General features: G+C 71.7%; 8 protein-coding genes. 3 read left to right on the top strand and 5 right to left on the bottom strand.

The window, feature by feature from the left end:
• Positions 1–5: 5 nt before the first annotated feature.
• Positions 6–2,192 carry a discoidin domain-containing protein gene (locus OG338_RS01795; RefSeq protein WP_405935632.1) on the bottom strand — a complete coding sequence of 729 codons (2,187 nt, stop codon included), beginning with the start codon at positions 2,190–2,192 and terminating at the stop codon, positions 6–8.
• 465 nt (positions 2,193–2,657) lie between these two features.
• On the opposite strand from OG338_RS01795, the gene OG338_RS01790 reads away from it, so the two are divergent.
• Positions 2,658–4,100 (top strand): helix-turn-helix domain-containing protein, encoded by a 1,443-nt coding sequence (locus tag OG338_RS01790; RefSeq protein WP_405935631.1) that lies wholly within the window; start codon positions 2,658–2,660, stop codon positions 4,098–4,100.
• A gap of 66 nt (positions 4,101–4,166) precedes the next feature.
• On the opposite strand, the gene OG338_RS01785 is transcribed toward OG338_RS01790, so the two are convergent.
• Positions 4,167–7,649 carry a M28 family peptidase gene (locus OG338_RS01785; RefSeq protein ID WP_405940286.1) on the bottom strand — a complete coding sequence of 1,161 codons (3,483 nt, stop codon included), beginning with the start codon at positions 7,647–7,649 and terminating at the stop codon, positions 4,167–4,169.
• Positions 7,650–7,800: 151 nt separating this feature from the next.
• Here OG338_RS01785 and OG338_RS01780 point away from each other — a divergent pair, with 151 nt between their 5' ends.
• Positions 7,801–8,793, top strand: coding sequence for an aldo/keto reductase (locus OG338_RS01780; protein ID WP_405935630.1), 993 nt, complete (start codon positions 7,801–7,803; stop codon positions 8,791–8,793).
• Here the strand turns inward: OG338_RS01780 and OG338_RS01775 are convergent, their stop codons facing one another.
• The 3 genes from OG338_RS01775 to OG338_RS01765 all read right to left on the bottom strand — a co-directional run bounded on the left by OG338_RS01775 (position 8,794) and on the right by OG338_RS01765 (position 11,293).
• The gene (locus OG338_RS01775) at positions 8,794–9,885 is read right to left on the bottom strand and encodes a serine/threonine-protein kinase (RefSeq protein ID WP_405940285.1); all 1,092 of its coding nucleotides are present in this window, start codon (positions 9,883–9,885) and stop codon (positions 8,794–8,796) included. It abuts the gene before it with no gap.
• A gap of 203 nt (positions 9,886–10,088) precedes the next feature.
• The gene (locus OG338_RS01770; RefSeq protein ID WP_164398671.1) at positions 10,089–10,562 is read right to left on the bottom strand and encodes an Lrp/AsnC family transcriptional regulator; all 474 of its coding nucleotides are present in this window, start codon (positions 10,560–10,562) and stop codon (positions 10,089–10,091) included.
• 140 nt (positions 10,563–10,702) lie between these two features.
• Positions 10,703–11,293, bottom strand: coding sequence for a lytic polysaccharide monooxygenase (locus OG338_RS01765; protein ID WP_405935629.1), 591 nt, complete (start codon positions 11,291–11,293; stop codon positions 10,703–10,705).
• 374 nt (positions 11,294–11,667) lie between these two features.
• Here OG338_RS01765 and OG338_RS01760 point away from each other — a divergent pair, with 374 nt between their 5' ends.
• Positions 11,668–13,161 carry an FUSC family protein gene (locus tag OG338_RS01760; RefSeq protein ID WP_405935628.1) on the top strand — a complete coding sequence of 498 codons (1,494 nt, stop codon included), beginning with the start codon at positions 11,668–11,670 and terminating at the stop codon, positions 13,159–13,161.
• Positions 13,162–13,204: the final 43 nt, after the last annotated feature.

The following is a 13,204-nucleotide window of genomic DNA, read 5'->3' as shown; positions in this document are numbered from 1 at the left end:
CCCCGTCAGGGGTAGGACACCACCTGCGACGGCACGGTCGAGGTCCCGGAGGTCGGTGCACCTGTGTCGTTGATGACGTGGTTGTACTGGCCCTGGCCGCCGAGTGAGACGACGATCAGGTCGTGGAATTTCACGCCCGTCTTGACCGGGGCTTCGAAGCCGTGGTCCTGGCGGATGCTCGGGTCGACGTTGAAGTAGCAGTAGCTGCCGAGTCCCCAGCCTTCGTGGGTGTTGACCGAGTCGTCCACCTTGTAGGCGGCGTAGCCCTTGATGTTGCCGTTCTGCACGGCGGCCTGGTTGGGGGCGTCGTATGCCTTCTCGTTCTGGAAGAAGATGGTCTTGCCGTTCTCGCCGGACCAGCGGACGTCGTACTTGTTGAAGTGTTCGACGAAGAGTCCGGTGGCCAGGACGTTGTCGCCGTTGACCTGGAGGCCGTAGTCGGAGCGGTTGGTGTCCCAGCCGATGCCCTCGCCGTGGTCGGCGCGCCACAGCCAGGTGTGGTCGATGATCGTGTCGTTGCTGTTGATCACCATGCCCGTGGTCGCTTTGCCGGCGCCCGCGCCGCCGACCCGGACGAACACGTCCTGGACGCTGGTCGGGTTGGCGGAGTGGTTCGCGGAGGCGCCGTCGGGGCCGACCTGCACGAGGACCTGGGAGTTCTGCGGACCGGCGTCGATGAGGAGGCCGGCCAGCTTCACGCCGTCCACGTCGCCGACCTTGAGGGCGGTGACTCCGTTGTCCGGGATGATCGTCGCCAGGCCGAGGCCCAGCACGACGGTGTCGGCGCGGTCGATGTTGATCGTCTGGTTCACGTGGTAGATGCCGGGTGTGAACAGCAGGTGCAGGCCCTGCTGGACGGCCGCGTTGATCGTCTCCGCGCTCGCGCCCGGCTTGACGACGTAGAACTGGCTCAGCGGGATGGAGTCGCCCTGCGGGGTGCCGTTCCAGGAGACACCGCGCGCGTTGGTGCGCTTGGCGGGGACGAACACCTTGTAGTCGTTGCCGTCCAGGTAGAGGAACGGCTTCTCCCGGGAGACGGGGGTGTTTTCGAGTGTGGTGTAGGGCGGTTCGGGGAAGCTCTGCGCCGGTGCGCCCTCGACGCCGGAGAACGTCATGTTCCAGACGCCGTTGCCCCAGCTGCCGATGGAGCTGTCACGGGTGTACCACTGCTGCTGCGAGTACGGGCCGACCTGCCCGTCGATCTTGCTGTCGGCGATGTACCCGCCGCTCGCCCAGCCGTAGCCGTTCGGGGCGAGGTTGAGCCCGCCCTTGACGTGCATCCGCCGGAACGGCGCGGCCTGCGACACGGCCCAGCGGTCGGTGCCGCTCACCGGGTTCAGCGCCAGGTTCTCCGCCGAACGCCAGAAGTTCTGCGTGGCGTTCCCGTTGAACCAGCCCGCGTCCACGGTGACATCACCGTTGAACGTGGTGTCGTCGGGCTTGAGGCCGAGACCGGCGATCGAGGTGTAGAAGCCGATCTGCGCGTTGATGTTGTCGTACGTGCCCGGCTTGAACAGCAGCGCGTAGCGGCCGTCACCGAACTGCGCCGACTCCTGCTTCTCGAAGACCTCGTCGACCTTGGCCTGAATGCCCGGCGTCGACGGATCGAACACCAGGACGTTCGGCCCGAGATCGCCACCGCCCGGGATCTGCGGGCCGCCGTCGTCGCCGCCGGTGGTGCCGAACACCTGGAACTCCCACAGCGAGTAGCCGTATCCGGTGGCGCGGGCGGTACCGGTCAGCCGCACGTAGCGGGCGGTGCCCGAGACGTTCAGCGTCTCGTCGCCGCCGGGGCCCGTGGTGGTCGAGTAGGCGGTGCTCCACGTGTTGTCGTCCGTGGAGAACTCGATCTTGTAGCTCTTGGCGTAGGCGGCCTCCCACTTCAGCGCGATCTGGCTGACCGAGGCGGCAGTGCCCAGGTCGACCTCGATCCACTGCGGGTCGGAGAACGCGCTCGACCAGCGGGTGCCGTTGTCGCCGTCGACGGCGGCGGTGGCCGGGGTGCCGGCGCTCTCCTGGCTGGATGTGGTCACCGTCTTGCCCTGCGAGAGCAGGGAAGGAGCCGCGCTGGCCGAGGTGGAGGGCACGAAGGCGAGAAGCGAGACGACGAGACCGGCGACGGCGGCCAGTACGCCGGTGCGTCTTCTTCCGGTCGAAGGTGCGGGTCTGTGGAGCGAGGGGGGTCCATACATGGGGGCTTGTCTCCTGAGTCGCGGAACGGGTGCACGACACGAAGCCGGAGAGCGCTCTCTCCGGCCGATGGGGATACTTCACCCTGGCTCGCGATGCGTCAATAGGTGTGCAACAACAGCTTGTTCCGGTGGTGTTGAGAACAACAGTTGACGACAGAAAGCTCACGAGTGTCCGTGTTGCGGCCATCTTGACAGCGCCCGGTCCCACAAAACTGACGCAGCGTCGGTTCAGTTGATGACGGGGTGTGTACGAGGAGTGAATGAGGTGCCGCTGATCGTTGCCACCGCAATCACCGGGCGCGCACCGAGGGCACCCGGGCCGCCGCGCCGCGAACGCCCGTGCCTGTTACCGGACATGTTGTTCCCGCCCCGGGGACAGCGGGCCCTGCCCCTCGCTATCCTCCGGGACATGAGCCGTGAGCGAGGCGCGAGAAGCACCGCTGACCAGGCACGACGAGGCCCGGAGTGACCGAGACGACGGGCCCCGCACCCGCGGACGCCCGGAGTGCCGAGGCATGGCGGGCGTTCGGCGCCCGGCTGCGGCTGTGGCGCAGGCGGACCGGTCTCACTCAGGCCCAGGTGGCCGCCCGGGTCGGCTACGACCACACCGCCATCAGCAAACTCGAACACGGCAGCCGCCGCACCCCGCTCCCGCTGGCCCGCCGCCTGGACCAGCTGCTGGGAGCCGGCGGGGACCTCGTCGCCGCCTGCGAGGAGGCCGAGGAGCGGGAGCGCGCGGCGGCGCGGCCCGTCGCCCCGGGACCGCTGCCCGACCCGGTCCGGCAGGGCCCGCTGCCCGGCGAGCCCGCCGGCGGCGCACTTCCGGCGATGCTCCCGCCGGGGACCGTCCTGCCCGGGCGGCTGCCGGCGTACGGCCTGGTCTGCCCGCTGCACGGCCGCGACGGCTGCACGGTCCCGGCGCTCGCCGACGTCGTCGCCCTGCACGCGCGGTTCTGCGCCCTCGGGCCCGACACCGCGGGCCGCCCCGCCCTGGACACCGATACGGTGCACGCCCTGACCGCGCTGCTCGCCGTCTGCCTGCGCGCCGACGAGGAGCGCGCCTGGCCCGGGGCGACCGCCGTGGTCGAACGCACCCTGCACGCGATGCTCCGCTGGATGGCGCTCCCGGCCGCCCCGTACCAGCGCCAGCTCGCCCCGCTGGCCGCCGAGTACGCGCAGTCGGCCGGCTGCCTCAGGCTCCTGTGGGGGCGCAACGGCACGGCGATGGCCTGGCTCGACCGGTCCCTGGTGTGGGCGGCCATGTCCGGCCATGTCGGCGTCCGGGTCGCGGCGCTCAGCGACATGAGCACCCTGGCCCGCCTGGAGGGTGACGGCCCCTCGGCCCTCGCGTACGGCGAGGCCATCCGCCCGGCCGCGGCGGGCCGTCACTGGGCGGAGGCGATGAGCGATCTGTACCAGGCGCGCGGTCACGCGGTGCGCGGCGACGCCGGCCGCACCCTGCACCACATCGCCCGGGCCTGGGCGCAGATGGACCTGGCCGACGAGCGGGACGAGGCGGAGGCGCCCTGGCTCTCCGTCGCCTCGGTGCGCCTGCGGGTGGAGTCCGGCGCGGCGGGCGCGCTGCGCGACCTGGCCGTCGCGACGGGGGAGCGCCGCTACGCGCTGCGCGCCCTGGACGCGGCCGGCAGCGCGATCCGGCTGCTGCCGCCGGGCCTGCACTCGGCCCGCAGGCTGTTCCTGGCCCGCACGGCGGACGCGTACGTCTGCGCGGGCGAACCGGCCGCCGCGTCGGCGGTGGCCGGCCCGGTCCTGGACAGCACCGAGGTGCACCCCGCGACCCTGCTCGGCCAGGAGCTGCGCGGCCTCTACGGACGACTGGCCGGCCGCGCCGAAGGGCGTACGGAGACCGAGGACTTCGTCCGCAGACTGGCCGCCGTCGTCCGCTGAGGGCGGACGACGGCAGGGGCGGGGCGTGTGAACCACGCCCCGCCCCCGTACATCTGCCCGGTGGGATCAGCTCACATCGAGGGCCACATCGTCCACGACGAAGCTGGTCTGGAGATAGGCGTCCTCCTTACTGGTGAAGCCCAGCGTCACCGTCTGCCCGGCCGCCGACGAGACGTCGAAGGTCTTCAGCACATAGCCGTTGGTGGCGTCGAGATTCGAGTACGTCGCCAGGGTCCGCGACCCCAGCTTCACGGTGAACGTGTCGTACGCGCTCCCGTACGGCGACTCGGCGGTGTCGGTCCGCAGATAGAACGACAGCCGGTACGTCGAGCAGCCGGCCGGAACCGTCAGCGACTGGGTGGCGGTGTCGCTGTGGGTGCTGCCCCAGCCGCCGAGCCACGCCTGGTACGAGCCGCTGTGCGCGGGCTTCTCGGAGGTCCGGTTGTTGATGACGCCGCTCGTCGTCGTCCAGGGCGAAGTCCCGTTCTCGAACCCGCCGTTGGCCACCACCTGCCGGGGCTGGCAGTTCCCGCCGTCCCCGATCACCAGCGAGTACGTGGTGGTGTGGGCGGCCGTGCCGGTGCCGGTCACCGTGAGCGTGTACGTACCCGTCGCGGCCTGGGCGCTCGCGGAGACCGTCATCGTGGCCGAGGAACCGGACTGCACGGAGGTGGGCGAGAAGGAGACGGTGACGCCGCTCGGCGCACCGGACGCCGTCAGCCGCACGCTCTGCGCCGAGCCGCTGGTGGTGGCCGTGGACACGGTCGCGGTGACCGAGTCGCCGGGCTGGACGCTGCCCGAGACCGGGTTCACCGAGACCGAGAAGTCGTCGGCGGGCGCGGTGGAGCCGACCGCCGTCTTCCACAGCGTGTACGCGACCCCGTCGGCGCTGCGGTCGAGCGCGGTGGCGTTGATGTTGGAGGTGGTGTCGCAGGACTGGTGGTAGCAGGGGTCGTACGAACGGCCCGCCGTGCCACCCCACTTGGCGGCCTGCGCCGAGGTCTTGGTGTCACTGGCGCCGGTGGCGTAGCCGGAGGTGGCGATCCCGCCTCGCTGGAAGGAGTAGTCGTCGGAGCGGCCCTGGCCCTCGACGTTCTCCTCCGGGGCGAGCCCGAGGGAGGCCCAGTACTCCTTCATCGGGGCCGAGGCCGCCGAGTTGAGGTTGTTGATGAAGTAGCCGCCGTTGACCGAGGCGACCATGTCGAAGTTGTAGTACGCGGTGATGGCGTTGCGCTGGGCCGAACTCAGCTGGCTGACGTAGTAGTTGGAGCCCTGGAGGCCCTGCTCCTCGCCGTTCCACCAGGCGAACCGGACGTGCTTGGTCATGGTGGGGTTCTGCTGGGCGAGGGCGAGCGCGTTCTCCAGCAGGGTCGCCGAGCCGGAGCCGTTGTCGTTGATGCCGGGCCCGGCGGAGACGCTGTCCAGGTGGGCGCCGAACATCACGGTGCTGTCGGCCGGGCCGCCCGGCCAGTCCGCGATGAGGTTCTTGCCGGTGTAGGTGCAGGTGGCGCAGGTCTGCTCGGTGACGGTGTAGCCGGCCGCCTGGAGCTTGCCCTTCACATAGGCGAGCGAGGCGTTGTAGCCGCTGCTGCCGGCCCGCCGGTTGCCGCCGTTCTGCGAGGCGATGGTCTGGAACTGCGTGAGGTGGGCCTGCACGTTGGCGACGCTGATGTCGGGTGCGGTGCCGCCGGGGTTGCCGCCGCCGTCGTTGACGGTCAGCGTGTACTGGGCGGTGTGCTCCTGGGTGCCCGCGCCCTTCACGGTGAAGGTGTACGAGCCGGGGGCCGCGGCCGACGTGGTCGACACGGTCATCGTGGACGTGGCGCCGGACTGCACCGAGGACGGGCTGAAGGAGACGCTCACCCCGCCGGGCAGGCCGCTCGCGGACAGGTTCACCGTCTGGGCGCTGCCGGAGGAGATCGTCGTACGGACGGTGGACGTCACCGAGCTGCCGGGCTTCACCGAGCCGGAGGCCGGGTCCAGGGACAGCGAGAAGTCGTTGTTGCCGCTCGGCGAGCAGGTCGGGTCACCGCTCTGGGCGGGCACGCTGACCGCGTCCCACGCCGCCTTGGCGCGGTTGTAGAGCGTGCAGGTGGTGTCGAGGTTCTTGGCCGCGGTGAGGGTGGCCGTGCGGTAGCGCTTGTACGTCATGCCGCTGGTCTTCAGGAGCATGCCGCCGTAGAACACCTTGCCGGCGCTCTGGATGCCCACACCGGTCACCGAGGAGTTGTTGCAGGTGGGGCTGGAGGGCTTGCCGCCCCCGGGGTTCGAGCCCTCGGCGAGCAGATAGAACCAGTGGTTGAGGGGCCCGGCCGCCGCGTGCTCCTCGGTGTTGGGTATGGAGGAGCTGTAGCAGCTCGGGTCGCCGATCTGGCCGGGGTTGTACATGATCCGGATCGGCCCCTGGCCGACGAGGTTGATCTTCTCGCCGACGGTGTAGTCCGGATCGTCGTACGGGGCCGGCTCATTGGCGTACGCCTCGGTCAGCGCGCCCATGATGTCGCCGGTGGCCTCGCCGAGCCCGGACTCGTGGTTGGCGCCGCCCGGGGTGTACTGGTCGATGCCGTGGCCGAACTCGTGGCCCACGACGTCCATGGCGCCGATCCACTGGTTGGCCTGGTTGTGGCCGATGGAGACCGTGGAGCCGTCCCAGTACGCGTTGACGTCGTTGAGCCCGACCCGCACCGGCCAGCTGCGGCCGTTGCCGTCGTGGCCGTTGCGGCCGAGCCAGTCGCGGAGCATGTCCCACTCGTGCTGGGCCGCCCACATCACGTCGACGCAGCCGGTCTCCTTGCTGGACGCGCTGCCGGTGCCCCAGGAGTCGGTGGATTTGGTGAACACGCCGCCGGTGCTGTAGTCGGCGCAGCTCAGCCCGGGGCGGTTCGGGTCGCGGAGCGAATAGCCGCTGCCGGACGAGGTGGTGTCGATGCTGAGCGGATTGGGCCCGTTCCACTGGCTGTTGCCGGTGCCGGCCCGGACGTCGTCGTAGCTGTCGATGACCGCGCCGGTGCCCGCGTCCACGAACACGTGCAGCCGGCTGGGCGCCTTCGCGGTCCGGCCCGTGAGCACGGTCTCCCAGGCCAGCCGGGAGCGCTTGTCGGTGGCCCGTACGACGAGCCGGTGGCTCTCGACCTTGTCCACCGTGCGCAGCTGCTTGCGCGAGGTGGTCTCGGCCGCCTTCGCGGAGACGGTCGCGGTGGTGGGCACGTTGATGCGCCGCGAGACCGCCGACTGCGAACCTCGCACCCTGCCCTTGGAGTCGGTCACCACGACCGCGTCCCCGCCGACCACGGGCAGCCCGCGGTAGGTGCGCTCGTACGCGACGGAGTAGAGGCCGTTGATCCACGGGGTGACCATCCGGCGCTCGTAGCGCTCCTCCGGCCCCTTGGCCAGGGTGTCGAGCCCGCTGGCCGCGGCCTTGTCGGCGGCCGAGACGGCGGTGGTGAGTGCCTTGGGGGCGGGCGGCGGGGTGGGGTCCGCCGAGGCGGACGGGCCGCTGACGGCGACCAGCATTCCGGCGAGGACGGCCAGGGTCGTCCCGGCCGTCATCGGTCTGCGTTTCATCGAGGCTCCTCATGGGGTCCGTGATCGAGCGACCGAACACTCACATGTGGTCATGACCCCGTCAACGAACTACGGGCGCCCGCGAGGGAGTTGGCAAGTCTCGTCAAGTCGGGCAGGACACCGGGGCGGACGTAGCATGATTCCCATGGAACAGCGCGAACTGGGCAGGACCGGACGCAGTGTGTCGGTCGTCGGGCAGGGCACCTGGCAACTCGGCGGGGACTGGGGCGAGGTCCGCGAGGAGGACGCCTTCGGGGTGCTCGACGCGGCCGTCGAGGCGGGGGTGACCTTCTTCGACACGGCGGACGTCTACGGGGACGGCCGCAGCGAACAGCTCATCGGCCGCTATCTGAAGGAGCGGCCCGACGCCGGGGTCTTCGTCGCGACGAAGATGGGCCGCCGCGCCGACCAGGTGCCGGAGAACTACACCCTGGACAGCTTCCGCGCCTGGAACGACCGTTCCCGCGCCAACCTGGGCGTCGACACCCTCGACCTCGTACAGCTGCACTGTCCGCCCACCGCCGTCTACTCCTCCGACGAGGTGTACGACGCGCTGGACACGCTCGTCTCCGAGCGGCGGATCGCGGCCTACGCGGTCAGCGTCGAGACGTGCGCCGAGGCGCTGACGGCCATCGCCCGGCCGGGTGTGGCGAGCGTCCAGATCATCCTCAACCCGTTCCGCCTGAAGCCGCTGGACGAGGTGCTGCCGGCGGCGCGGGAGGCCGGGGTCGGCATCATCGCCAGGGTGCCGCTGGCCTCCGGGCTGCTGTCCGGCAAGTACACCGCGGACACCGTCTTCGCGCCCGGCGACCACCGCACGTACAACCGGCACGGTGAGGCGTTCGACCAGGGCGAGACCTTCTCGGGCGTCGACTACGCGACCGGTGTGGCGGCCGCCGCCGAGTTCGCCGCGCTCGCCCCCGAGGGCGCCACCCCGGCGCAGACGGCGCTGCGCTGGATCATCCAGCAGCCGGGCGTCACCAGCGTCATCCCCGGCGCGCGCTCGACGGAGCAGGCCCGGGCCAACGCGGCCGCCGCCGCGCTCGCCCCGCTCCCGCAGAGCACGCTGGACGCGGTGCGCGACCTCTACGACCGCCGGTTCCGCGCGACGGTCCACGGCCGCTGGTAGTCACCGCCCGGAGAACAGGCTCATCCCCAGGAACACGGCGGCCAGAAAGGCGATCGCACCCGCGATGGCACTGGCCACCCGGGGCCGGCGCCGGATCGCCTCACCGGCGGTCCGCCGCCGGCCCTTCGCGGTCCTGGCCGCCGCACGCCGCCCGTGTCCCTGCTGCCCCTGCGCGGGGCCGGGCGCCGGCGTGTGCCCTGCCGGGGCCTGCGGGAGCCGGTACGTGGTCGGCGCACCGGGGTCCGCTCCGGGCGGCGTGGCGGGAGCGGGGGGTACGGCGGGGAAGGGCGCGGGGGCGGGTGCCGGGTGGTGCTGCGGCAGCGGTTCCGGGCGGCCCCGCCAGGCGTCGCCGTGGAACCAGTCGGCGACCTGCTGGGCGGTGGGCCGGTCCTCCGGCTGCTTGGCGAGCAGGCTGAGCAGATACGTGTCGAAGGCGGCGGGGACGTCCACGCCGCGCCGGCGCAGCGGCACCGGCGGCGTGTCCACGTGCTGGTACAGGGTGGCCGTCGCGGTGTCCGAACGGAACGGCGGCTCACCGAGCAGCAGTTGGTAGACGACACAGCCGAGCGAGTACATGTCGGACGCGGCGTCGGCGGTGCGGCCGAGCGCCCGTTCCGGGGCGAGGTAGAGGCTCGTCCCGACGATGTGGCCCGTCGTCGTCAGCGCGGCGGACGGGTCGTCCACGAACTGCGCGATGCCGAAGTCCCCGATCTTGACGGTGCCTTCGCCGTCCAGCATGAGGTTCCCGGGCTTGATGTCGCGGTGGACGATGCCCTGCCGGTGCGCGGCGGCCAGTCCGGCGGCGGCCTGTCCCGCGATACGGGCGGCCTGTTCGGGGCCCAGCCGTTCCTGGGCCAGCAGCAGATCCGCCAGGCTCCGGCCCTCGACCAGCTCCATCACGAGGAAGAGCCGGTTCTCCCAGGCCCCGAAGTCGAAGACGGCCACCATATGGGGGTGGCTCAGGCGGGCCGCGGTCTGGGCCTCCAGGCGGAACCGGGCGGTGGCCGACTCGTCGGCGTGTTCCCCGAGGAGCAGCTTCACGGCGACGGCGCGGCCGAGGACTTCGTCGGTGGCCCGCCAGACCTCACCCATTCCGCCCCGGCCGATGGCGGATATCAGCCGGTACCGACCAGCAACCAGCACCTGTGCACACCAATCTCGATGGCTCGGGCCGAGGGCCTGGCCGAGGACCGTTTCGACTGCCGCGGCGACGGCCTCGCCGGGGCGAGAGCGGGGTGGGGGAGCGCGGCAAGATCAGGATATCCGCCGCGCGGAGCCCGTACGACCGGCCCTCCTCAACGGGCGGCGCCGCCCAGCGATTCGACCAGCGGAAGCAGCCGGTGCGGCACACGTTCGCGCAACGCGACCTCGGTCCGGGTCCTGACCACGCCGGGCAGCCGGATGAGCCGCTGGATGACGTCCTCCAGATGCCCGTTGTCCCGGGCGACCACCCGGGTCAGCAGGTCGCCGCCGCCCGTGGTCGAGAACGCCTCGATGATCTCGGGCACCGCGGCGAGCGCGTCGCCGACCTCGTCCAGATGGCCCTGGGTGACCTCCAGGTGCACGAAGGCGAGGACGGGGTGGCCGAGTGCGGCGGGCGAGAGGAAGGGGCCGCTGCCGGTGATCACACCGTCGCGCTCCAGCCGGTCGATGCGCGCCTGGAGGGTGCCCCGGGCGATGGACAGGATGCGTGCGTACTCGCGCACGCTCGTCTGCGGCTGCTCGATGAGCAGCCGCAGGATACGGGTGTCGAGCGCGTCCACCGCCATGCTTCGCCGGCCTCTTTCGGTGCGTCCTCCGGGGGCCAGCGACTGTATCAACGGCCTCCGTGCGCGGCGGGCCGCGCGTCGCCGTCGCGGCCGGATGTGCCCCGCGCACGGGCGGGTGGCGCGGGGCACGGACCGGGCGGTCAGAACTGCACGTCGGAGCAGGCGTAGAACGCGTTACCGGTGTCGGCGATCGTCCACACGCCGAGAATCAGGTGCTTGCCGGACTTCTGCGGCAGTACGCCGGAGTGGCTGACCGTCGAGCCGGGCAGCCGTCCGCCGAAGGGCACCGTGAGGAACGGCTGCGTCTCCAGGTCGGCCCGGGTGAGCGGCTTGGTGGGGTCGTAGCCGTCCTTGGTGATGTAGTAGCGGAAGTCGGTCGTGGCGTGCCGCGCCTCGATCCGCCAGTTGAACGTGTAGTTCTGGCCCGCGGTGACGTTGGTGGCGGGCCAGGTGCCGCCGCGCGGGTCGTCCAGCTCGGAGAAGCGGCCGATGCCGCCCGAGCAGATGTGGCCGTCGGCCGGGCCGCGGGTGGGGAAGCCCTTGGGACCCTCGACGCTCGGCGGCTCCCACTGGATCTGCCCGCAGTGCTTGACGGTGCCGATGCCGCAGAGCTGCTGCCGGCTGATCGGCGAGTCGGTGTAGCCGTGGCTCTGGGCGGGCGCCGAGGTGGCCAGCAGGCCGGCGCCGGCGATCGCCAGCCCGGCCAGTAATGAAGTGATCTTCCTGCGCATACGTGCTCCTGGAGATGTGGGGTGGTGTCCGGAGAGTGCTGCGGTCTAGACCAAGGGTGAGCGTAGCGATGGCAATTTGACATGTCTAGACCAAGGAAAGGGGTCTCGTTGGGGGCCTTCCCGCCGATGCTGGTCCGTTGGTCGCCAGCTGGTAGCCCGGAAATGCTTTCAACCGGACCAATGGCCTAGTGAATCGAGTTCAATTTGAGCCAACCGCCCTTCAGGTGGTCTGATGTATCCGTCGATGGCGCTGCGGACCTCCGCGGCGCCTTTTTCATGCCTGAACTCGTGCCTGCATGCCTGAACTCGTGCCTGGACGTGACCGGGCCTGTGACCGAAACGGAGAGCCGGTGGACCGGAGTGGGGGAGCCGCAGTGCTGAGGAAAGCGTTCGTCGCCCGGGACCCCGGCCGGATGCGGCTGCGTTTCGCGTGCCGCGCGGTGCTCGGCATCGGGCTCGCCGTCGTGGTGTGCGGGCTCGTCGGCCACTCGCTGGTGGCGGCCATCACCGGCGGCCTGGCCGCGCTGCTCGCCCTGTTCACCGTGACCGACCCCACGGTCCGGGGCCAGGCGGTCACCACCGCGCTGCTGCCCGCCGTCGGCTTCCCGGTCCTCGCGCTCGCCGCCCTGCTCCACGACCACCCGCTCGCCCGCGACACCGCGTTCCTCGCGGTCATGGGGGCGGGGGTTTACGCCAGGCGGTGGGGGCCGCGCGGGCACTCCCTCGGCGTCTTCGCCTTCATGGCCTTCTTCATCACGCAGTTCCTCCACACCCTGCCCGGGCAGCTCCCCGAGCTGTACTCCGCCGTCGCCCTCTCCCTGCTCGCCGCGTCGGCCGTCCGCTTCGGCCTCTGGTGCTACGAACGCCGGCTGCCCGCCCCCGCCGTGCCCGCCCCGCCCGCCGGCACCGGCCTGGCCAGGGTCACCACCCGCCAGGCCGTCCAGGCCGTCACCGGCGGAGCCGTCGCGCTCATGGCCGGGCAGCTGATGTCCGACCAGCGCTGGTACTGGGCCGTCGGCGCCACCTGGTGGGTCTTCGTGAACACCGCCTCGCGCGGCGAGACCCTGGTACGCGGCTTCCGCCGGATCCTCGGCACCCTCATCGGCATCCCGGTCGGCCTCGCCGTCGTCGTCCCGCTGCACGGGGCGCCCGTGCCGACCGCCCTCGTCGTCGCCGTCGGGGCGTTCGGGATCTTCTACACCGCCTCGGTGTCGTACACCTGGATGATGCTCTCGGTGACGGTCATGGCCGGTGCGCTCTACGGTTCGCTGGGCGTGCTCGACCCCGGGCTGCTCGCCCTGCGGCTCGGCGAGACCGCCGTCGGCGCGCTCGGCGCGATGCTCGCCGTGCTGTGCGTCCTGCCCGTCACCACGCACGCCACGACCGACGCCTGGATCCAGCGCGCCCTGCGCTGCGTGCACGCCTGCACCGAGGAGGCCGCCGCCCGCCTCTCCGGCTCCGCCACCGCCGACCCGGCCCCGCGCATCGCCGAGCTGGAAGCGCTCCTCGGCCGCGTCCGCCTCTCGCTCGCCCCGCTCGTCCACCCGCTGAGCCCGCTCCGCGCCCGCCGCGCCCGGGCCGGACACGTGCTGGCCCTCCTCGACGAGTGCGCCCGCGAGGTGCGGGGCCTCGCCTCGGTGGCCGCCGACCCGGAGGCGTCCCACGACGCCCGGCTCGCCGCGGCCTGCTGGCGCGTCGAGAACGCGGTCGAGGCCCTGACCGGCCGTACCGTCGTCGCCTCCGCCGTCCCGGCGCACCCGGCCGCCACCGAACCCGCCCTCGCCCACCTGCACAGCCTGGAACGCGCCCTCACCGAACTCGCCGCACCGCTGCACAGCCCGCCGGGCGCACCCCTGGTCGCGGCCTGACCCCCGCGGCCGGCCCGATCCGGCACCCTTGGTCCAGACCGCG

It is taken from the genome of Streptomyces sp. NBC_00726 (assembly GCF_045161735.1).
In the GTDB taxonomy this organism is placed as follows: Bacteria; Actinomycetota; Actinomycetes; order Streptomycetales; family Streptomycetaceae; genus Streptomyces.
This window is presented reverse-complemented; position numbering and strand designations above follow the sequence as displayed.